The sequence below is a fragment of the Pseudomonas sp. PNPG3 genome (assembly GCF_023093815.1).
GTDB classification, from domain to species: Bacteria; Pseudomonadota; Gammaproteobacteria; order Pseudomonadales; family Pseudomonadaceae; genus Aquipseudomonas; species Aquipseudomonas asiatica.
In genome coordinates, this window is record NZ_JALLKV010000026.1 from 1 (window position 1) to 20,810 (window position 20,810).

Here is a 20,810-nt window from a genome sequence, read left to right on the forward strand (position 1 = left end):
TTTGTCCCTCCTCCTCCCTTCAAGTCTAACCATACAAGCTGGCTTGCCGGCGATGAGGCCCTTGCAGGCAACAGCTGACGCCACTGGTCGGCACAGCCCAACCGCTCTGGAACCTCTATTCCCTATCTTTGTTGCGTGGTTATGCGCCGGGCCCGGTGCTATGATCCAGCCCTTGCGTCGCAAAGAGTACAAACTCGTCGACGCACATCGGGCCGCCCGTGATCGGCCTTGCGCAAACCGCAAACAGACCTGAATCAGGAGATCCACCATGGCTTTTGAATTGCCGCCGCTGCCGTACGCCCACGATGCCCTGCAGCCGCACATCTCCAAGGAAACCCTGGAGTATCACCACGACAAACACCACAACACCTATGTCGTGAACCTGAACAACCTGGTCCCAGGCACCGAATTCGAAGGCAAGACCCTGGAAGAGATCGTCAAGAGCTCTTCGGGCGGCATCTTCAACAACGCCGCTCAAGTCTGGAACCACACCTTCTACTGGAACTGCCTGGCACCAAACGCCGGTGGCCAGCCGACCGGTGCCCTGGCTGACGCCATCAACGCCGCTTTCGGTTCCTTCGACAAGTTCAAGGAAGAGTTCACCAAGACTTCGGTTGGCACCTTCGGTTCCGGCTGGGGCTGGCTGGTGAAGAAGGCTGACGGTTCCCTGGCCCTGGCCAGCACCATCGGCGCCGGCTGCCCGCTGACCAGCGGCGACACCCCGCTGCTGACCTGCGACGTCTGGGAACACGCCTACTACATCGACTACCGCAACCTGCGTCCGAAGTACGTCGAGGCGTTCTGGAACCTGGTCAACTGGGCCTTCGTCGCCGAACAGTTCGAAGGCAAGACCTTCAAGGCCTGAGTCATCCAGCCTTGAGACACAACCCCGGCGCCACGCCGGGGCTCTTCGAAAATCCGATGCCAGTCCCCTGGTATCGGATTTTTCGGGGCATGCGAGGGGCCAGAACGCCCTGTTTTCAGGAAGCGTACCGATCAAGCCAGCCAAGGCTATCTACGGTGGCACCCGTAGGCCGATACTCACATCCAACCCACCCCGCATACCCGCGCTGCTCCAGCGCCGCCAACAACCCCGCAACATCCATCTGTCCCGTTCCCGGCTGATGCCGCCCCGGACAGTCGGCCACCTGCACATGCACCGTCCGTTCAAAGAACTGCGCCAACACATCGGCAGCATTTCCAGTCAGCAACTGTGCATGATAAAGATCAAGGATCAGCCCAATACCGGGATGCGCCTCCAGTACCTGCTGCGCCTTGCCGAAATCGGACATGTAATACCCCGGCATTGCCTGCGTGCAGATCACCTCGATCAATGGCCGCAGCCCCTGGTCCTCAAAATACTTCACGGCATAGTCCAGGTTGCTCGCATACACCTTGTCGGCGCCATCCTCGTGGGTTACCCCAGACATCAGGTGCACATCCGCACACGCCAGTGCGCGGGCATAGCTGACGGCCTGGCTTAACCCGTCACGGAATTCGAGCTCCTTGCCCGCCACAGCAGCAATGCCCTTGGAAACGCCGGCCGGCGCGGCAAACTGGACCAATGGCAACGCATATTGCGCCAGTTGATCAGCCAACAAACTCGCGTCGAATTCATAGGGTGACGGGAATTCCACCGCGCGAAATCCGGCGGCGGCAGCGGCTTCGATACGCTGCAGAAAAGGCAGTTCAGTGAACTGGAAGCCGAGATGAGCATTGAATTTGAGCATACGTATAGATCCATCCGTGTGTGGTATTTTCCTGTCCCCAGTCCGACCCGAATCTGCTGGATCGACTGAAGTTAACCATTCGGAATACAGCCTGTGATAAAGAAAGATCTCGCCCTGCAGTTGGCCCCTCGCGTCATCGAGATGATCCGCGCCCGGTCGATGAAGGCCGGCGAGCCATTGCGCGAGCAGACCTTCGCCCAAGCCTTCGATGTCTCCCGCTCCCCCATTCGCAGGGTATTTGCCCTGCTCGCCGAGTGGAACATCGCGGTGCAGGAGCCCAATCGCGGCTACTTTCTGAAACAGGACGCCGGGCAGATCCAGGAAACCACTGTACCGCCCACCTGCGACCCATTCGAAGACTTCTACCTGCGCGTGGTGGACGACATCCTCAGCGGGGAAATCCCTGCCGAATTCTTTGAGGCCCAATTACTGCGACGCTACTCCGTGCCCCGCGGGCAAATGCTCAAGGTCCTCAACCGGCTGGCAAGCGAAGCCATGGTCGAGCGCAAGCCCGGGCAAGGCTGGAGCCTTAACGAATTCGTACACAACGCCCAGACCCACATCCAGAGCTACCGCTTCCGCATGGCCATCGAGCCGGCCGCACTGCGCGAACCAGGCTACAAGGTCAACCAGGCCGCATTTGCCAAAGCCCGGGAGCAACAGCAGGCCATGCTCGACGGCGAAATTCACCAGCTCTCACGTGCCCAACTGTTCGAAATTGGCGCCCAGTTTCACGAAATGATCGTGCAGTGCTCGGGCAATCTCTTCTTCATAGATGCCATACGTCGGCAAAACCAGCTCAGACGCTTCATGAGCTACAAAGCCAACGTCGACCGCAGTCGCCTGATGACGCAATGCCTGGAGCACCTGCACCTGCTCGACTTGATCGAGTCCGGTCGGCGTGAAGAAGCCGCTCAGTTTCTCTGGAAACATCTGGACGAAGTCGGCCGGCTCAAGACCCGTCAGGATGCCTTGCTGGAAAGCCAGCAGGCGTAAACCCCTTCCCCCGCCTACCTTTCATTACCCGCGCGTTCAGATCAGGGAAGGCAGCTTAGACATTGCCTTCTTTTAACGCAAGATACAAAACAACCCTGAGATCCAGCGCCAGGATTGAATTTCGCGCCACTTATTGTATTTCATTGCAAGAATAAGCAATTATGCGCGCCGCTCGGACGCACTGTGGCACCGAATCACACAGGGATGATTGCAATGAAACAAGGAACGTTGGCTAACGGGACGGGGGTCTCCAGCCTGCTGTTCGGGGTGTACACGATTCTGCTGGCCCTGCTTGGCCTGACGCTGGCCTGTCAGGGAAGCACGCTGGTCAGTGCCGGCGGCTCGCCTTACTACGCAATGATGGGTACCGCATTGCTGCTGTCAGCCGCACTCATGGGCCTGAAGAAGTCGCTCGGCATCTATCTCTACGGTGCAGCATCCCTGGCCACCTACGGCTGGGCAATCTGGGAATCCGGCTACAACGGCTGGGCCTATATCCCACGTCTGGCATGGCTGGTACTTCTCAGTGTGATCTTTCTGGCCTTCTGGCCTCTTGTCCGGCGCGACTTTGCCAAAGTCAACAAGGCACTGTATTTCAGCATCATGGGGGGGATGCCGCTGCTGATGGCGGCCACCATCCTGACACCGCTGTTCTTCCCCAACACCGTTCACCTGGCCGACTCGCCCGCTATCACCGCGCATACACAGCAACCCTTCAGCCGCAGTAGGTGACCTCACCGGACGCCAATGTCGCCGCGTCCCACGACAAGACCAACTGGACCGCCTATGCCGGCTCCAACCTCGGCAACCACTATTCCGCTGCGGCGCAGATTACCCCAAGCAACGTTTCCGGCCTGGTCAAGGCCTGGGAGTATCATCATGGCGATGTGAAACAGCCTGGCGAAAAAACCAAGTATCTGAACGAGGCCACGCCAATCAAGGTTGGCGACTCGCTGTATACCTGCACGCCCAAGCAAATCATCATTTCGTTGAGCGCCACTACCGGCAAAGAGAACTGGCGCTACGACTCGAAAGTCGACCCGGACTATTTCGCCAACGGTGGTGCCTATTGCCGTGGTGTCTCGTACTACGAAGTATCCAATGCCAGTGGCCTATGCGCCAAACGCATCATCTGGGGCACCAACGACATCCGCCTGGGTGCAGTTGATGCGCTCACCGGGCAGGCCTGCCCAGATTTCGGCACGGCAGGCTTTGCCGACCTCAAGGACGGCCTGGGCACGTTCCGCAAAGGCTCCACCGGCATCACTTCTGCACCACTGGTAATCCGCGGTGTGGTCATTACCGGTGGCCGCGTGCTTGATTCGGATGTGCGCCCAGCGCCATCAGGTGTGGTTCGCGCCTACGACGCAGTCAGCGGCAAACAGAAGTGGGCCTGGGACCTCGGTCGCCCCGACAGCACTGCGCCTGCCGACGCCGATGAAACCTATACGCTCAGCACGCCCAACTCATGGGCGCCGATTTCCGCCGACGACGAACTGGGGCTGGTCTACATCACCACCGGCAATGCTGCAGGCGACTTCTATGGCGGTACCCGTACCGAACAGGAAGACAAGTTCAGCTCTTCACTGGTGGCCCTGGATGCGCTCACCGGCAAGGTCAAATGGCATTTCCAGACCGTCCATCACGACCTCTGGGACTACATGAGCGAAGGGCGGCAGTACGTTGTTGCCGTGGTCGGCGGGCATGACCGGATTCCGACCAAGCTGGGTGACAGCATCATTGCCTGGGCGCTGCCGGAAAAATAGCGCGCCCGCTGCGTAAAGGCGCTGTTCGGCACTGAAAGCCAGGCGCTGACATACCCGCTATCAACCAATCATCGACAGCCGATGGCGCGCCGTGCGCCGTCGGGTGGTAGTTGCAGTTCATCGCAGGGACCCGTCCGCTTCTCCAGCGGCGTGCAAATCAGACCCGCCCCACAGGCGCTACTCCATTTGGAGGAATGTGCCATGCCTGAGGGGGCGGGCTTGCCCGCGAAGCGGTCGACACGGTTTTCATCCACGCCCCACCCGCAAAACGCTTGCTCAGCCCGCATACCACGCTAACATCAAACCTCTGGAAGATTGTCACGGCGCATTCAAGTTGCGGGGTCAGGCAACCGATACACTTCTGATGGTCGGCCGATAGTGTATCGTCATCGTTGATGGCAAAATGATGCCATGCGCATGGATTAAGGAAACCCCCATTGAAGCTGGAATTGCGGAACAGCTTGTCGGTCAAGTTGCTCAGGGTCGTGCTGCTGTCGGCGCTAGCGGTCGGTGTCGTGCTCAGCTGTGCGCAAATCGTCTACGACACCTACAAGACCCGCCAAGCCGTGAACAGCGATGCCCAACGCATCCTCGACATGTTCCGCGACCCCTCGACCCAGGCGGTATATAGCCTCGACCGCGAAATGGGCATGCAGGTGATTGAAGGCCTGTTCCAGGACGAATCGGTACGCATGGCCTCCATTGGCCACCCCAACGAAACCATGCTCGCAGAAAAGTCCCGCCCGCTGCAGGACATGTCCATGCGCTGGCTGACCGACCTGATCCTCGGCCAGGAACGTACCTACAGCACGCAACTGGTCGGCCGCGGCCCCTACAGCGAATATTACGGCGACCTGAGCATCACCCTCGACACCTCGTCCTACGGCGAAGATTTCCTGATCAACGCCGTGATCATCTTCATTTCCGGCGTGCTGCGGGCCCTGGCCATGGGCCTGGTGCTGTATCTGGTCTACCACTGGCTGCTGACCAAACCGCTGTCGAAGATCATCGAGCACCTCACCCAGATCAACCCCGACCGCCCAAGCCAGCACCAGCTGCCGCTGCTCAAGGGCCACGAGAAGAACGAGCTGGGCCTGTGGGTAAATACCGCCAACCAGCTGCTGGCCTCGATCGAGCGCAACACCCACCTGCGTCACGAGGCGGAAAACAGCCTGCAACGCATGGCCCAGTATGACTTCCTCACCGGCCTGCCCAACCGTCAGCAACTGCAGCAGCAACTGGACAAGATCCTCGTCGACGGTGGCCGCCTGCAACACCGCGTGGCGGTGCTATGCGTAGGCCTGGACGACTTCAAGGGCATCAACGAGCAGTTCAGCTACCAGGTCGGCGACCAGTTGCTGCTGGCCCTGGCCGACCGCCTGCGCGCCCACAGCGGCCGACTGGGCGCCCTGGCACGCCTGGGTGGTGACCAGTTCGCCCTGGTGCAGGCCAATATCGAGCAGCCCTACGAGGCCGCCGAACTGGCGCAGAGTATCCTCGACGACCTGGAAGTGCCGTTCGACCTCGACCACCACCAGCAGATCCGCCTGCGCGCCACCATCGGCATCACCCTGTTCCCGGAAGACGGCGACAGCACCGAGAAGCTGCTGCAGAAAGCCGAACAGACCATGACCTTGGCCAAGGCCCGTTCGCGCAACCGCTACCAGTTCTACATCGCCAGCGTCGACAGCGAGATGCGCCGCCGTCGCGAACTGGAAAAGGACCTGCGCGAAGCCCTGCCACGCAACCAGCTGTACCTGGTGTATCAGCCACAGATCAGCTACCGCGACCACCGCGTGGTCGGTGTCGAAGCACTGCTGCGCTGGCAACATCCGGAGCTGGGCATGGTGCCCCCGGACCAGTTCATCCCCCTGGCCGAACAGAACGGCAGCATCATCGGCATCGGCGAATGGGTGCTCGACCAGGCCTGCCGGCAATTGCGCGAATGGCACGACATGGGCTTCAGCGACCTGCGCATGGCGGTCAACCTGTCCACCGTGCAGCTGCACCACAACGAGCTGCCGCGGGTGGTCAACAACCTGCTGCAGGCTTACCGCCTGCCACCACGCAGCCTGGAGCTGGAAGTCACCGAGACCGGCCTGATGGAAGACATCAGCACCGCTGCCCAGCACCTGCTGAGCCTGCGCCGCTCCGGAGCACTGATTGCCATCGACGACTTCGGCACCGGCTACTCGTCGCTCAGCTACCTGAAATCGCTGCCTCTGGACAAGATCAAGATCGACAAGAGCTTCGTCCAGGACCTGCTGGACGACGATGACGACGCCACCATCGTCCGCGCCATCATCCAGCTGGGCAAGAGCCTGGGGATGCAGGTAATCGCCGAAGGCGTGGAAACCGCCGAACAGGAAACCTACATCGTCGCCCAGGGCTGCCACGAGGGCCAGGGCTACCACTACAGCAAGCCGCTGTCGGCCCGTGAGCTGACCAACTTCCTCAAGCAGGCACAGCGAAACCAGGTTTCGATGTTCTGAGCCGCCTGCCCGATTACAGCCCGTGACCGGCATTTACACGAATTGCATGCCCGCCCCTTTACAGCAAATGCAAATCTTTCGCATGATGTTGTCGTTTCGCGTGCCACGGCGCACCGTCCACCCCTTGGTCCAACCACACGACGCAGGAAACCAATAATGATTCGAATGCCTCTGGCCTCCGCCAGTCTGCTGGCCATTGCCATCGCTCTCGCCGGTTGCGGTGAAGGCAAGGACGACAAGGCCGCCGCGCCGCAAGCCCAGGCACCTGCTGCCGCCAGCACCACCGCTGCAGCGCCCGGGGCTGTCGACGAAGCCGCCGGCAAAGCCGTGGTCAAGCATTACGCCGAGCTGGTCTACGCCGTGTACAGCGACTCGCTGAGCACCGCCAAGACCCTGCAGACCGCAGTCGACGCGTTCCTGGCCAAGCCGAACGACGAAACTCTGAAAGCAGCCAGGGAAGCATGGGTCGCCTCGCGCGTACCGTACCTGCAGAGCGAAGTATTCCGCTTCGGCAACACCATCATCGACGACTGGGAAGGACAGGTGAACGCCTGGCCGCTGGACGAAGGCCTGATCGACTACGTCGACAAGAGCTATGAGCACGCCCTGGGCAACCCGGCGGCCAACGCCAACATCATCGCCAACACCGAGATCCAGGTGGGCGAAGAGAAGATCGACGTCAAGGACATCACCCCCGAGAAGCTGGCCAGCCTGAACGAACTGGGCGGCTCTGAAGCCAACGTCGCCACCGGCTATCACGCCATCGAGTTCCTGCTCTGGGGCCAGGACCTGAACGGCACCGGCCCGGGCGCGGGCAACCGTCCGGCGTCGGACTACCTGGAAGGCAAAGGCGCCACCGGTGGCCACAACGACCGCCGCCGTGCCTACCTGAAAGCGGTCACCGACCTGCTGGTCAAGGACCTCGAAGAGATGGTCGGCAACTGGGCCCCGAACGTTGCCGACAACTACCGCGCCAAGCTGGAAGCCGAGTCGGTCAACGACGGCCTGCGCAAGATGCTGTTCGGCATGGGCAGCCTGTCGCTGGGCGAACTGGCTGGCGAGCGCATGAAGGTTTCGCTGGAGGCCAACTCGCCGGAAGACGAGCACGACTGCTTCAGCGACAACACCCACTACTCGCACTTCTACGATGCCAAGGGCATCCGTAACGTCTATCTGGGCGAGTACACCCGCCCGGACGGCAGCAAGGTGACCGGCCCGAGCCTGTCGTCGCTGGTGGCCAAGGTAGACCCGGCTGCCGACGCCACCCTCAAGGCCGACCTGGAAGCCACCGAAGCCAAGATCCAGGTGATCGTCGACCACGCGCTCAAGGGCGAGCACTACGACCAGCTGATCGCTGCCGACAACGCAGCCGGCAACCAGATCGTGCGTGACGCCATCGCCTCCCTGGTCAAGCAGACCGGTGCGATCGAGCAGGCCGCGGGCAAGCTGGGCATTGCCAACCTGAACCCGGATACCGCGGATCACGAGTTCTGATCCTGCTGTAGCGGTTCTGAAAGAGGCGGCCTTCGGGTCGCCTTTTTCGTTCAGGCAACACACCCCCTTGTAGGAGCGGCCTTGTGTCGCGAAAGGGCCGCAAAGCGGCCCCCCCGGCATTGTTTGCATCGGTGCCGAAATCCTGGGGCTGCTTTGCAGCCCTTTCGCGACACAAGGCCGCTCCCACAAGAGACCGAGCATGCCGACATGGCCAACTGACACCGATTTCATCCAGCAATTGCAAATTGCTCTTATTCAAACTCACTCACCCTGCTAAGCTTGCACGCCGGTTTTTCGCTCACGCCCAGGATTTTCGATGTCCTTGTCGCTGTCCCGACTCTCCCCCCTGCTGCTGGCCTTAGCCCTTGCCGCCTGCGACGACGCCCCGCGTTTCACCCAGGCCGAGCCCGGCGAAGCGTTGTCGGGCGGCAAAGCCACCGTGCAGCGTACTGACCGCAATGCCTATTCCCTGCCCTCGGCCAACCTCTCGCCCGAGCGGCGCCTGGACTTCGCCGTAGGCAACAGCTTCTTCCGCAACCCCTGGGTGATCGCGCCATCCACTACCACCGCACGTGACGGCCTGGGGCCGCTGTTCAATACCAATGCCTGCCAGAACTGCCACGTGCGCGACGGCCGCGGCCACCCGCCAGAGCCGGGCGACAGCAACGCCGTATCGATGCTGGTACGCCTGTCGATCCCCGACCAGCCCTACCTGGCCAAGGTGGTCGAACGCCTCGGCGTGGTGCCGGAGCCGGTCTATGGCACCCAGCTGCAGGACATGGCCATCCCCGGCGTGACGCCGGAAGGCAAGGTGCGGGTGAGCTACACCAGCGAAACGGTGTCGTTCGAGGATGGCCACCAGGTCGAGCTGCGCAAGCCGGCCCTGCAGATCACCCAGCTCGGCTATGGCGTGATGCACCCCGACACGCGCTTTTCGGCGCGAGTGGCGCCGCCGATGATCGGCTTGGGCCTGCTCGAAGCCATCCCCGAAGCCGACCTGCTGGCCAACGAGGATCCCGACGACCGCAACCGCGACGGCATCCGCGGCCGGGCCAACCGGGTGTGGGATGACGCCCAGGGCAAAACCGTGGTCGGCCGCTTCGGCTGGAAGGCCGGGCAGCCCAACGTCAACCAGCAGAACGTGCATGCCTTTGCCGGCGACATGGGCCTGACCACCACCCTGCAGCCCAACGACGACTGTACCCCGGCGCAGGCCGACTGCCTGGCCGCGCCCAACGGCGACGGTGCCGATGGCGAGAAGGAAGTCAGCGATAATATCCTGCGCCTGGTCACTTTCTACACCCGCAACCTGGCCGTGCCGGCCCGCCGCGATGTTGGCTCGCCGCAGGTGCTGGCGGGCAAGAACCTGTTCTACCAGGCCGGCTGCCAGGGCTGCCATACACCGCAGTTCACCACAGCCGCCAATGCCGCCGAGCCGGAGCTGGCCAACCAGTTGATCCGCCCTTACAGCGACCTGCTGTTGCATGACATGGGCCCGGGCCTGGCCGACGAGCGCACCGAATTCGCCGCCAACGGCCAGGACTGGCGCACCCCGCCATTGTGGGGCATCGGCCTGAGCGAAACGGTCAGTGGCCACAGCCAGTTCCTGCACGACGGCCGCGCCCGCAACCTGCTCGAGGCCGTGCTCTGGCACGGTGGCGAAGCCGAGTCGGCACGCAATTTCGTACTCACTTTCAATGCCGAGCAGCGTGCCGCGTTGCTGGCTTTCCTGAACTCACTTTAAAAAGCGCAAAGGAGCCGGGCATGTTCCGACCCAAACTGTTGTTCACCAGCCTCGCCGCACTCGCCCTCGGCGCCTGCTCGCCGCAGGACCCGCAAGCAGTCACCTCCGCTGCCATCGCCAAGCAGGTGATCCTGCCCACCTACAGCCGCTGGGTCGAAGCCGACCGCACGCTGGCCGCCAGCGCCCTGGCCTACTGCGAAGGCAAGGAAACCCTGGACAAGGCCCGTGCCGACTTCCTCAACGCGCAAAAGGCCTGGGCCGAGCTGCAACCGCTGCTGGTCGGCCCGCTGGCCGAAGGCAACCGCGCCTGGCAAGTACAGTTCTGGCCCGACAAGAAGAACCTGGTCGGCCGCCAGGTCGAGCAGCTGGTCAACGCAGACCAGCCGGTCGATGCCGCGGCCTTGGGCAAGGCCAGCGTGGTGGTACGTGGCCTGTCGGCCTACGAGTACATCCTGTTCGACAGCAAGCCGGACATCGCCACTGCCGAGCAGAAAGCCCGCTACTGCCCGTTGCTGGTGGCCATCGGTGAACACCAGAAAACCCTGGCCGAAGAGATCCTCAAGGGCTGGAACAGCACCGACGGCATGCTCTCGCAGATGACCAAGTTCCCCAACCAGCGCTACGCCGACTCCCACGAGGCCATCGCCGACCTGCTGCGCGCCCAGGTCACCGCTCTGGACAGCCTGAAGAAAAAGCTCGGTGCGCCGATGGGCCGCCAGAGCAAGGGCATTCCACAGCCACTGCAGGCCGAAGCCTGGCGCAGCCACAGCTCGCTCAAGAGCCTGGAGGCCAGCCTCAAGGCCGCCGAAGCGGTCTGGGTCGGGGTCGACAACCAAGGCCTGCGCGGCTTGCTGTCCAGCGATCAGAAAGCCCTGGCAGACAAGATCGACGCCGCCTACGCTGCCTCGCTCAAGCTGCTGGCCGACAACCAGAAAACCTTGGGCGAGCTGCTGGCCGACGACGCTGGCCAGCAAACCCTGAACCAGATCTACGACAGCCTCAACGCCGTCCACCGCCTGCACGAAGGCGAGCTGGCCAAGGCGTTGAACATCCAGCTGGGCTTCAATGCCAACGACGGTGACTGATCATGCTGCGACGCCAGGCCCTCAAACTCGGTAGCGTATTGCTCAGCGCCCTCACCCTGGGCGGCTGGAGCCTGTTCCGCAACAAAGGCAGCGAGCCCCTGCTGCTGTCGGCGCGTGACGACGGCGACGGCAAGCACTATGCGGTCGGGTTCCGCCTGGACGGCACCCAGGTGTTCAGCACCCAGGTCGCCCAACGTTGCCATGCCATCATCCATCACCCGGACCTGCCGATCGCCCTGTTCGTCGCCCGCCGTCCCGGCACCGAAAGCTACCTGGTCGACCTGCGCGACGGGCGCCTGCTGCAAACCGTCACCTCGCAGCCGAACCGGCACTTCTACGGCCACGCGGTCATTCACAAAGGTGGCGAATGGCTGTATGCCACCGAGAACGACACCACCGACCCGGGGCGTGGCGTACTCGGCGTGTACCGCTTCGAAGGCGAGCGCCTGGTGCACAGCGGGGAGATTCCGACCCACGGCATCGGCCCGCACGAAGTGGCCTGGCTGCCGGACGGCGAAACGCTGATCGTGGCCAACGGCGGTATCCGCACCGAAGCCGAAAGCCGGGTGGAGATGAACCTCGACGCCATGGAACCGAGCCTGGTGCTGATGCAGCGCGACGGTACCCTGCTGAGCAAGGAAACCCTGGCCCAGCAGATGAATAGCGTGCGCCACCTGGCGGTGGGCAGCGATGGCACCATCGCCGCCTGCCAACAGTTCATGGGCGATGCCGATGAAACCGCCGAACTGCTGGCGATCAAGCGCCCGGGCGAGCCGTTCAAGGCCTTCCCGGTGCCGGAGCGACAGTTGCAGGCCATGGCCCAGTACACCGCCAGCGTGGCTATCCACAGCGAGCTGCGGCTGGTCGCGCTGACCGCGCCACGAGCCAACCGCCTGTTCGTCTGGGACCTGGACAGCGGCGCGGTGCGGCTGGATGCGCCAATGCCCGATTGCGCGGGGGTGGGCGCGGTACAGGACGGCTTTGTCGTCACCTCCGGGCAGGGCCGTTGCCGGTTCTATGATTGCCGCAAGGCCGAGCTGGTCGGGCAACCGATGAACCTGCCGTCCGGTTTCTGGGACAACCACCTGCATCTCGTCTGATTTTCGGGTTGGCTGTACTGGCCCCTTCGCGGCTAAAGCCGCTCCCACAGGAATAGCGCAACCCGCTGACTGCGCGGTCCCTGTGGGAGCGGCTTCAGCCGCGAAGGGGCCGGCCCAGGCATTCCACTCCCTTTCCCCCAAAAAACAGTCAATACTTCCCCCATCCACACGTGGGCAGGATCGCCCGTTGTCGTGTCTAAGCGAATAACAACCGCATCCAAGGAACCGGACCTATGCTGCGCCGCCGCATGCTCATCATGTTGGCCGTGGTTCTGCTGATCGTGCTGGCCCTGGGGGGCTACAAAGCCTTTTCGATCTACCAGCAGATCCAGATGTTCACTGCCCCCAAGCCGCCCATCACCGTGGCGGCCGCCTTGGCCGAACAGCGCCCGTGGCAAGAGCGCCTGCCCGCTGTCGGCAGCCTCAAGGCGCTACAGGGCGTTGAGCTGAGCCTGGAAGTGGAAGGCATCGTCAAGGCCCTGCATTTCGACTCAGGCCAGCAGGTCAAGGCCGGGCAACTGTTGCTGCAACTCAACGACGACCAGGAAACCGCCCTGCTCGGCACCGCCCAGGCCGACCTGGGCCTGGCCAAGGTAGATTTCGGCCGTGGTAGCCAGCTGGTCGGCGACTCAGCCATCTCCCGCGGCGAATTCGACCGCCTCACCGCCCAGTACCGGCGCAATCAGGCGGTGGTCGACCAGCTCAAGGCATCGAAGACCAAGAAGAGCATCAGCGCTCCGTTCAGTGGCACCATCGGCATTCGCCAAGTGGACGTCGGCGACTATCTGGCCGCCGGCACGGTGATCGCCACCCTGCAGGACACATCCAGCCTCTACGTCGACTTCAACGTACCGGAACAGGCCCTGCCGCACCTCAGCCTGGGCCAGCAGGTGCTGGTGCAGGTGGCCGCCTACCCGGGCCAGACCTTCCCCGCCAGCCTCAGCGCCATCAACCCCAAGGTCGAGGAAACCACGCGCAACCTGCTGGTGCGCGCAACCATGGCCAACCCGGACAGCAAGCTGCTGCCGGGCATGTTCGCCAGCCTGCTGATCCTGCTACCCAACCCGCAGCCACAAGTGGTGGTGCCGGAAAGCGCCATCACCTACACCCTGTATGGCAACTCGGTGTATGTCGCAACGCCGAAAAAGGACAAGGACGGCAAGCCACTAAACGACGACAAGGGCCAGCCGCAGCTCACCGCCGAGCAGCGCACGGTGCAAACCGGCGAGCGCCGTGACGGCGTGGTGGTGGTCAGCAAGGGCCTGCAGGCCGGGGAACAGGTGGTCACTGCCGGCCAACTGAAGCTCACCCCCGGTGCCGCGATCCGCATCGGCCAGGACAAAGCCCTGAAGCCCGCACAGGGCGCGCCGGGCAAGGACTGACAGGAGGCTGGCATGGCGTTCACCGACCCGTTCATCCGCCGCCCGGTGCTGGCTAGCGTGGTGAGCCTGCTGATCCTGCTGCTGGGCTTCCAGGCCTGGAACAAGCTGCAGATCCGCCAGTACCCGCAAATGGAAAATGCCCTGATCACCGTAACCACCGCCTACCCCGGCGCCAACGCCGAGACCATCCAGGGCTATATCACCCAGCCGCTGCAGCAAAGCCTGGCCAGCGCCGAAGGCATCGACTACATGACCTCGGTGAGCAGACAGAACTTCTCGATCATTTCCATCTACGCCCGCATCGGCGCCGACAGCGACCGGTTGTTCACCGAACTGCTGGCCAAGGCCAACGAAGTGCGCAACAAGCTGCCCCAGGACTCCGAAGACCCGGTACTGAGCAAGGAAGCCGCCGATGCTTCGGCGCTTATGTACATCAGTTTCTACAGCAAAGAGATGAGCAACCCGCAAATCACCGACTACCTGTCGCGGGTGATCCAGCCCAAGCTGGCGACCCTGCCGGGCATGGCCGAAGCGGAAATCCTCGGCAACCAGGTGTTCGCCATGCGCATCTGGATCGACCCGGTGAAACTGGCGGGCTATGGCCTGTCTGCCATCGACGTGACCAATGCCGTGCGCCGCTACAACTTCCTTTCCGCGGCCGGCGAGGTGAAGGGTGAATACGTGGTCACCAGCATCAACGCCAGCACCGAGCTGAAGTCGGCCGAGGCGTTCGCCGCCCTGCCGGTCAAGACCAGTGGCGACAGCCGCGTGCTGCTTGGCGATGTGGCGCGGGTCGAGATGGGGGCTGAAAACTACGATACGGTCAGCTCGTTCGACGGCACCCCATCGGTGTACATCGGCATCAAGGCCACACCAGCCGCCAACCCGCTGGACGTCATCAAGGAAGTGCGGCGCATCATGCCCGAGCTGGAAAGCCAGCTGCCCTCGGCGCTGAAGGTATCGATCGCCTATGACGCCACGCTGTTCATCCAGGCCTCCATCGACGAAGTGATCAAGACCCTCGGCGAAGCGGTACTGATCGTCATCGTGGTGGTGTTCCTGTTCCTCGGTGCCCTGCGTTCGGTGCTGATTCCGGTGGTGACCATTCCGCTGTCGATGATCGGCGTGCTGTTCTTCATGCAGATGATGGGCTATTCGCTCAATCTGCTGACCCTGCTGGCAATGGTGCTGGCCATCGGGCTGGTGGTGGACGACGCGATCGTCGTGGTGGAAAACATCCACCGGCACATGGAAGAAGGCAAGTCGCCGTTCGACGCCGCCCTCGAGGGCGCCCGCGAAATCGCCATGCCGGTGGTGTCGATGACCATCACCCTGGCGGCAGTGTATGCACCGATCGGCTTCCTCACCGGGCTGACCGGCGCATTGTTCAAGGAATTTGCCCTGACCCTGGCCGGTGCGGTGATCATATCCGGCATCGTTGCCCTCACCCTGTCACCAATGATGTGCGCGCTGCTGCTGCGCCAGGAACAGAACCCCAGCGGCCTTGCCCACCGCCTGGACGTGCTGTTCGAACGCCTGAAGGTGCGCTACCAGCGCCTGCTGCACACCACCCTCGACAGCCGGCCCGTCGTGCTGGTGTTTGCCGTGATCATTCTGTGCCTGATTCCGGTACTGCTGAAGTTCACCCAGAACGAACTGGCACCCAACGAGGACCAGGGGGTGATTTTCATGATGAGCAATTCGCCGCAGCCGGCCAACCTTGATTACCTCAACGCCTATACCGACGAATTCACTCCGCTGTTCAAGGCTTTCCCGGAGTATTACTCGTCGTTCCAGATCAACGGTTTCAATGGCGTGCAGACCGGCATCGGCGGCTTCCTGCTCAAGCCCTGGAACGAGCGCGAGCGCACGCAGATGGAGCTGCTGCCGCTGGTGCAGAGCAAGCTCGAAGAAATCAGTGGCCTGCAGATCTTCGGCTTCAACCTGCCGTCGCTGCCCGGCACCGGCGAGGGCCTGCCATTCCAGTTCGTGATCAACAGCGCTGGCGACTACCCGGCACTGCTGGATGTGGCCCAGCGCATCAAGGCCCGCGCCCAGGAATCAGGCAAGTTCGCCTTCCTCGACATCGACCTGGCCTTCGACAAGCCCGAGGTGGTGGTGGATATCGACCGGGCCAAGGCGGCGCAGATGGGGGTGTCGATGGACACCTTGGGCAGCACCCTGGCGACCTTGCTGGGCGAGGCGGAAATCAACCGCTTCACCCTCGAAGGCCGCAGCTACAAGGTGATTGCCCAGGTCGAGCGGCCTTACCGCGACAACCCCGGCTGGCTGAACAACTACTACGTGAAGAACGACCAGGGCCAACTGCTGCCGCTATCCACCCTGATCACCCTTACCGACCGCGCCCGCCCGCGCCAGCTCAACCAGTTCCAGCAGCTGAACTCGGCGATCATCCAGGGCGTGCCCATGGTCAGCCTGGGCGAGGCGCTGCAGACCGTACAGGGCATCGCCCGCGAGGAGGCTCCGGAAGGTTTCGCCTTCGACTATGCCGGCGTGGCGCGCCAGTACGTCCAGGAAGGCAGCGCGCTGTGGGTGACCTTCGGCCTGGCATTGGCGATCATCTTCCTGGTGCTGGCGGCGCAGTTCGAAAGCTTCCGCGACCCACTGGTAATACTGGTGACGGTGCCGTTGTCGATCTGTGGCGCGCTGCTGCCACTGTTCCTTGGCGTATCGAGCATGAACATCTACACCCAGGTCGGGCTGGTGACACTGATTGGGCTGATCAGCAAGCACGGCATCCTGATTGTCGAGTTCGCCAACCAGTTACGTGAGGAGCGCGGCATGAGTGTGCACGAAGCGATCGAGGAAGCCGCGGCGATTCGCCTGCGGCCGGTGCTGATGACCACGGCGGCGATGGTATTTGGCATGGTACCGCTGATCCTGGCGACTGGTGCGGGGGCAGTCAGCCGCTTTGACATCGGTACGGTGATTGCCACCGGGATGTCGATCGGCACGCTGTTTACCCTGTTCGTGTTGCCTTGTATTTACACCCTGCTGGCGCACAAGGCGGTTGCCAGGGAAACATCGGTTGCCTGAACAGGCCTCTTCGCAGGCTCGCCCGCTCCCACACGTGCGGCACCAGTTTCAGGACCGGTGCCATACCTGTGGGAGCGGGCAAGCCCGCGAAGAGGCCGGCGAGGCGAATGCAAAAATGCCAAAGGCCCCGCAATCGCGAGGCCTCTGGCATTTCCATCTACACCGGATTCAACCGAACGGCCGCAACCCCTGGCGCATGCCGAACAGGAACAGCAACAGATCCTGATCCGGCGCGGCCTCGGCTTGTTGCTGCGGTTTCATTTCCCGCGGCAACGCGCACTGGTCGGCCAGTTCGGCCTTGCTGAACACTGTCGGCTTCGGCTCCTCCCAGGCAGCCACCGCCACGGTGGTCACCGCCAGGCCAGCTACCAGGAACAAAGCTCGAGCTATTTCTAGTTTCATTGCCCTAACCCTTTGACAGCGCTGCCAAACGCCATCTGGTAAAAGTAGAGCAGTGTTTGCCATTCCGCGTCATTCATCGACGAATGGCGGCGCAGCTGGCGCAGGTCATTGCCCGCCGCACGATGGCAGCTGATGCGCCGACGGCATTTTTCCAGGTCCAGCAGCGCGACTTCGACCCGGGCCTGCTCGCCCTCGCCAATCACCTTGACGAACACATGCTTGCCATACAGACAACCGTGCTGCCAGTGCCCCAGGTGCATGCGCGCCAGGTTGTCCGCCAGGTCCTTGAGCATGCGCTCATGCACCACCTGCGGGTAACGCTCGCGGGCACCTTCGGCATGCCAGGTATCGAGTTCGACGAAACCGTCGAGTGCTTCGCTCACCAATAGCGCACGCCACTGCTTGTCGGCACCACGTTCGGCGCCACAGAAGACGATGCGCGGTACACGCACGCCCAGTTGCTCGAAGCTGTTCAACGCATCGAGCTCACGCAATACGGTCGGCCGGCCGAAAGGGTGCAGCAGGCTACGGTAGATATGCCCGACCTGGCGCTTGGCATACAGCAGCTTGCCATTGCCATCGTCGAGGCGTTGCACACCGCTCTCGCCACCACGGCGCTGGTTAGGCTCCTCGACCCACTCGCCCTGCTGGCGCCAGTAAAAATCGAACCGCGACTCCCCGCTCTGGGCTACAGCCATCAAACACTACCCCTTACGCAATACATATACCCGCCACATGGCATAGAACGGCAGGAAGTCGAGGCGTTCCTGGATTCTGAAGCCGGCGGCTCGGAATTCTTCTTCGACCGTGTCGGCCGGTAACACAAACCGGTTCTGGTAATTGTCCTGGTCGCCCTTCCTGGACCTGCGGCGCTGTTCCAGTTTTTTCCGGCGCCATGCTTTGAAATTACCATCCACCCACAATGACAGGATCACACTATCACGGCTAACCCGTTGAAATTCCGAAAGAATGGTCTTTCTGTGCGCCGCTTCGCCGATGTGGTGGAACAAGCGCATGCAGAAGATGCTGTCCACCGAATTGTCCGGCAAGTCGATGGCAAATGCCGAAGTCTGCAAAGGGCGTACCCGTGCCACCACCTCTGGCGCTTGCGCGGTACAGGCTGTCTCGATCATCGCTTCTGAGTTGTCGGCGCCGATGATCACCCGGTTGGGCTTTTCTGCCAGCAACGGCCAGAAGCGGCCAGCACCGCATGGCAGGTCGAGGACCAGCCCAGGCTCACCAGCCAATGCCAAGGCACGACGCGCCAGTTGCTCATCACGCTTGTGGGAAAGGCGTCGCGCAAGGCCATCCTGGTGCTTGAGAAAGTACTCGCGGGCATGTTCTTTGTCGTACTTCTCGGAAAATTCAAGCTTGATGGGGCTACGCATTGGGCATCTCCTGACTCCATTCCGCCCACATTAGGTAAGTAAGCGTAGGAATCAGGTCATGCTGATGTGAAAAATATGTTGAGCGCCGAATGGCCTGTAACAACAGATTACTCGACCAAAGCCTCTGGATCGCCCTTCACTGCGGTTTTGCTCAGGTCGACCACGAAACGGCAGCCGTGTGGCAAGGTTGATGTCAGGGTGACATGCCAACCTTGGTCATCGCAGATGCGCTGTACCAACGACAGGCCCAGGCCCAGGCCCTCACCGCGCCGCTCATCGCCGCGCACGAACGGCCGGAACATCGCCTCGCGCTGTTCCTCCGGGATACCCACGCCACTGTCCTCCACGCTGAAGCCGGTGGCTTCCAGGCTCAGGCGGATGTAGCCGCTGTCGGTGTAGTGCGCGGCATTACGCAGCAGGTTGCCCATTACCGACTGCAGGAAGGTGGCGTTGTACAGTACCGGGCTGGCACTGACGCGGCCATCGTAATACAAGGCCAGGCCCTTCTGCTCGATGGTGTCGCGCCAAACCCCGACCAGTTCGTCAGCCACCTCCCGCAGGGTGGCCCGCGATGCCACCGCACCCTCGTCGCGCTGTGCCCGGGCCAGCATCAGGAAGGTCTTGACCAGCTCGCGCATTTCTTCCGTGGCCCGCGCCACACGCTCCACCTGGCTGCGCGAGCGGGCGTCCAGCGTCGGGTTTTCCATCAGCAGCTCACACGAGGTGGCCAGCACCATCAAGGGTGTGCGCAATTCATGGCTGACGTCGCTGGTGAACAACCGTTCGCGGGTCAGGGCATCGCGCAGGCGGCCCAGGGTATCGTCGAAGGCTACCGCCAGCTGGCCGACTTCGTCTGCGGCATAGTCCGGTGCCAGCGGCGGGGCCAGCCCCAGCAACTGGTCACGGTGGCGTACCTGGCGCGCCAGGCGGATCACCGGCGCCATCACCCGGCGCGCCACCAGCCAGCCGAGGATCACCGCCAGTACCAGGCTGAGCACGAAGCCCACCACCACCACCGCGAACAGCAAGCGCTCGCGCTCTTCGAAGTCGCTCTGGTCCTGCAACAGCACATAGCGACGGCCATCAACGATCTCGACCATGGCGTGGTACGACAGTTGATCGCGGAATACCTCGTGGAAGCCGCGGTCAAGGTGGCGCAGGTCCTTGGGAAGTTCGAAGTCGTCGCGCCCGCCGCTGAAATAGAACAGCTGGTCGGGGCGGGGGCGGTGGCTCCAGTCGCTGACGCTGTCCATGCGCAGCAGGCGCTGCAGGTCACCGCCCAGCACCGACGAAATCAGCCGCTCCTCGACCAGGTGCACGGTGCCGACGATGCCAAAGGCGAAGGCCCCGGCCACCAGCGCGCTCATCAGGGCAAAGGCGATGATGATGCGCTGGGCAAGGCTTTGCTTAAACTCCATCACGGCCCTCGGCGAGGCGATAGCCGACGCCATGGACGGTATGCAGCAGCGGTTTTTCAAACGGCTTGTCGATCACCTGGCGCAGCTGGTGCACGTGGCTGCGCAGGCTGTCGCTGTCAGGGCAATCATCTCCCCAAAGGGCTTCTTCCAGCACTTCGCGACGCAATACGTGCGGGCTTTTCTGCATCAGCACCGCCAGCAGCTTGAGGCCGACAGGGTTGAGCTTGAGCAGGCGGCCCTGGCGGGTGACTTCGAGGGTGTCCAGGTCATAACTGAGGTCGGCCACCTGCAAGGTGCGGCGCCCGCCGCCCTGGGCCCGGCGCAGCACCGCTTCGATGCGGGCAGCCAGCTCCGACAGGGCGAAGGGCTTGAGCAGGTAATCGTCGGCACCGGAGCGGAAGCCCTGCAGGCGGTCGTCCAGTTGGTCGCGGGCGGTGAGCATGATCACCGGCGTATCGCGGCGGGCGTCTTCGCGCAGGCGCTTGCACAGGGTGTAGCCGTCGATGCCCGGCAACATGATGTCGAGCACGATCAGGTCGTAGTGCTCGGTGGCAGCCAGGTGCAGGCCGGACAGGCCATCCTGGGCACAGTCGACGGTGTAGCCCTTCATGCCCAGGTAATCGGCCAGGTTGGCCAGGATATCGCGGTTGTCTTCAACCAAAAGAATGCGCATCGGTTTCTCCTGTGCGGCGCTTCTCGCTGTGGTGCGCGGCAGGCGCAGCTTAAGGCCTATGCCTGCAGGGTGCCAGCCCCAGG

17 protein-coding genes are annotated in these 20,810 nt (G+C 62.7%); 11 read left to right on the forward strand and 6 right to left on the reverse strand.

What is annotated here, in order from left to right; translation table 11 throughout:
• Positions 1 to 268: 268 nt before the first annotated feature.
• Positions 269 to 865 carry a Fe-Mn family superoxide dismutase gene (locus MJ643_RS17525; protein WP_013974076.1) on the forward strand — a complete coding sequence of 199 codons (597 nt, stop codon included), beginning with the start codon at positions 269 to 271 and terminating at the stop codon, positions 863 to 865.
• A 115-nt stretch (positions 866 to 980) separates the two neighbouring features.
• Here MJ643_RS17525 and MJ643_RS17530 read toward each other — a convergent pair whose 3' ends face one another.
• On the reverse strand, positions 981 to 1,730 hold the full coding sequence (locus MJ643_RS17530; protein WP_013974077.1) for a TIM barrel protein: 750 nt from the start codon (positions 1,728 to 1,730) through the stop codon (positions 981 to 983).
• A 93-nt stretch (positions 1,731 to 1,823) separates the two neighbouring features.
• On the opposite strand from MJ643_RS17530, the gene MJ643_RS17535 reads away from it, so the two are divergent.
• The 10 genes from MJ643_RS17535 to MJ643_RS17580 all read left to right on the forward strand — a co-directional run bounded on the left by MJ643_RS17535 (position 1,824) and on the right by MJ643_RS17580 (position 16,846).
• Entirely contained in the window at positions 1,824 to 2,726 is a 903-nt protein-coding gene (locus MJ643_RS17535; protein ID WP_023660868.1) for a GntR family transcriptional regulator, read from the forward strand.
• A 213-nt stretch (positions 2,727 to 2,939) separates the two neighbouring features.
• The gene (locus tag MJ643_RS17540; protein ID WP_230397018.1) at positions 2,940 to 3,458 is read left to right on the forward strand and encodes a hypothetical protein; all 519 of its coding nucleotides are present in this window, start codon (positions 2,940 to 2,942) and stop codon (positions 3,456 to 3,458) included.
• On the forward strand, positions 3,455 to 4,492 hold the full coding sequence (locus tag MJ643_RS17545) for a hypothetical protein (RefSeq protein ID WP_230397017.1): 1,038 nt from the start codon (positions 3,455 to 3,457) through the stop codon (positions 4,490 to 4,492). Before MJ643_RS17540 ends, MJ643_RS17545 begins: the two co-directional genes overlap by 4 nt.
• A 437-nt stretch (positions 4,493 to 4,929) precedes the next feature.
• Positions 4,930 to 6,984 carry a GGDEF domain-containing phosphodiesterase gene (locus tag MJ643_RS17550; protein ID WP_015271685.1) on the forward strand — a complete coding sequence of 685 codons (2,055 nt, stop codon included), beginning with the start codon at positions 4,930 to 4,932 and terminating at the stop codon, positions 6,982 to 6,984.
• A 156-nt stretch (positions 6,985 to 7,140) separates the two neighbouring features.
• Positions 7,141 to 8,478, forward strand: coding sequence for an imelysin family protein (locus tag MJ643_RS17555; RefSeq protein ID WP_013974080.1), 1,338 nt, complete (start codon positions 7,141 to 7,143; stop codon positions 8,476 to 8,478).
• A 316-nt stretch (positions 8,479 to 8,794) separates the two neighbouring features.
• Positions 8,795 to 10,222, forward strand: a complete 1,428-nt coding sequence (locus tag MJ643_RS17560) for a di-heme oxidoredictase family protein (RefSeq protein WP_013974081.1) — start codon at positions 8,795 to 8,797, stop codon at positions 10,220 to 10,222.
• Positions 10,223 to 10,242: 20 nt separating this feature from the next.
• On the forward strand, positions 10,243 to 11,307 hold the full coding sequence (locus MJ643_RS17565) for an imelysin family protein (RefSeq protein ID WP_013974082.1): 1,065 nt from the start codon (positions 10,243 to 10,245) through the stop codon (positions 11,305 to 11,307).
• 2 nt (positions 11,308 to 11,309) lie between these two features.
• Positions 11,310 to 12,407 carry a DUF1513 domain-containing protein gene (locus MJ643_RS17570; RefSeq protein WP_013974083.1) on the forward strand — a complete coding sequence of 366 codons (1,098 nt, stop codon included), beginning with the start codon at positions 11,310 to 11,312 and terminating at the stop codon, positions 12,405 to 12,407.
• A 233-nt stretch (positions 12,408 to 12,640) separates the two neighbouring features.
• Positions 12,641 to 13,789: an efflux RND transporter periplasmic adaptor subunit gene (locus MJ643_RS17575; protein ID WP_024087702.1), complete on the forward strand. Its 1,149-nt coding sequence runs from the start codon at positions 12,641 to 12,643 to the stop codon at positions 13,787 to 13,789.
• A 12-nt stretch (positions 13,790 to 13,801) separates the two neighbouring features.
• Positions 13,802 to 16,846: a multidrug efflux RND transporter permease subunit gene (locus MJ643_RS17580; RefSeq protein ID WP_247726970.1), complete on the forward strand. Its 3,045-nt coding sequence runs from the start codon at positions 13,802 to 13,804 to the stop codon at positions 16,844 to 16,846.
• Positions 16,847 to 17,014: 168 nt separating this feature from the next.
• On the opposite strand, the gene MJ643_RS17585 is transcribed toward MJ643_RS17580, so the two are convergent.
• From MJ643_RS17585 to colR, 5 genes are all read right to left on the reverse strand, one after another.
• A complete protein-coding gene (locus MJ643_RS17585; RefSeq protein WP_013974086.1) occupies positions 17,015 to 17,248 on the reverse strand; it encodes a hypothetical protein in 234 nt (77 codons plus the stop codon).
• Positions 17,245 to 17,946, reverse strand: a complete 702-nt coding sequence (locus tag MJ643_RS17590) for a lipopolysaccharide kinase InaA family protein (protein ID WP_208209688.1) — start codon at positions 17,944 to 17,946, stop codon at positions 17,245 to 17,247. Before MJ643_RS17590 ends, MJ643_RS17585 begins: the two co-directional genes overlap by 4 nt.
• 6 nt (positions 17,947 to 17,952) lie before the next feature.
• Positions 17,953 to 18,636, reverse strand: coding sequence for a class I SAM-dependent methyltransferase (locus tag MJ643_RS17595; protein WP_013974088.1), 684 nt, complete (start codon positions 18,634 to 18,636; stop codon positions 17,953 to 17,955).
• Between the two features lie 107 nt (positions 18,637 to 18,743).
• The gene (locus MJ643_RS17600; RefSeq protein WP_013974089.1) at positions 18,744 to 20,054 is read right to left on the reverse strand and encodes a HAMP domain-containing sensor histidine kinase; all 1,311 of its coding nucleotides are present in this window, start codon (positions 20,052 to 20,054) and stop codon (positions 18,744 to 18,746) included.
• Positions 20,044 to 20,727: a two-component system response regulator ColR gene (gene colR, locus MJ643_RS17605; RefSeq protein WP_003255215.1), complete on the reverse strand. Its 684-nt coding sequence runs from the start codon at positions 20,725 to 20,727 to the stop codon at positions 20,044 to 20,046. Before colR ends, MJ643_RS17600 begins: the two co-directional genes overlap by 11 nt.
• Positions 20,728 to 20,810: the final 83 nt, after the last annotated feature.

Bases quoted from the DNA above. Each gene is read 5' to 3' on its own strand.
- MJ643_RS17525 (WP_013974076.1), top strand. From the start codon at position 269: ATGGCTTTTGAATTGCCGCCGCTGCCGTACGCCCACGATGCCCTGCAG.
- MJ643_RS17530 (WP_013974077.1), bottom strand. From the start codon at position 1,730: ATGCTCAAATTCAATGCTCATCTCGGCTTCCAGTTCACTGAACTGCCT.
- MJ643_RS17540 (WP_230397018.1), top strand. From the start codon at position 2,940: ATGAAACAAGGAACGTTGGCTAACGGGACGGGGGTCTCCAGCCTGCTG.
- MJ643_RS17555 (WP_013974080.1), top strand. From the start codon at position 7,141: ATGATTCGAATGCCTCTGGCCTCCGCCAGTCTGCTGGCCATTGCCATC.
- MJ643_RS17560 (WP_013974081.1), top strand. From the start codon at position 8,795: ATGTCCTTGTCGCTGTCCCGACTCTCCCCCCTGCTGCTGGCCTTAGCC.
- MJ643_RS17565 (WP_013974082.1), top strand. From the start codon at position 10,243: ATGTTCCGACCCAAACTGTTGTTCACCAGCCTCGCCGCACTCGCCCTC.
- MJ643_RS17570 (WP_013974083.1), top strand. From the start codon at position 11,310: ATGCTGCGACGCCAGGCCCTCAAACTCGGTAGCGTATTGCTCAGCGCC.
- MJ643_RS17575 (WP_024087702.1), top strand. From the start codon at position 12,641: ATGCTGCGCCGCCGCATGCTCATCATGTTGGCCGTGGTTCTGCTGATC.
- MJ643_RS17580 (WP_247726970.1), top strand. From the start codon at position 13,802: ATGGCGTTCACCGACCCGTTCATCCGCCGCCCGGTGCTGGCTAGCGTG.
- MJ643_RS17585 (WP_013974086.1), bottom strand. From the start codon at position 17,248: ATGAAACTAGAAATAGCTCGAGCTTTGTTCCTGGTAGCTGGCCTGGCG.
- MJ643_RS17590 (WP_208209688.1), bottom strand. From the start codon at position 17,946: ATGGCTGTAGCCCAGAGCGGGGAGTCGCGGTTCGATTTTTACTGGCGC.
- MJ643_RS17595 (WP_013974088.1), bottom strand. From the start codon at position 18,636: ATGCGTAGCCCCATCAAGCTTGAATTTTCCGAGAAGTACGACAAAGAA.
- MJ643_RS17600 (WP_013974089.1), bottom strand. From the start codon at position 20,054: ATGGAGTTTAAGCAAAGCCTTGCCCAGCGCATCATCATCGCCTTTGCC.
- colR (WP_003255215.1), bottom strand. From the start codon at position 20,727: ATGCGCATTCTTTTGGTTGAAGACAACCGCGATATCCTGGCCAACCTG.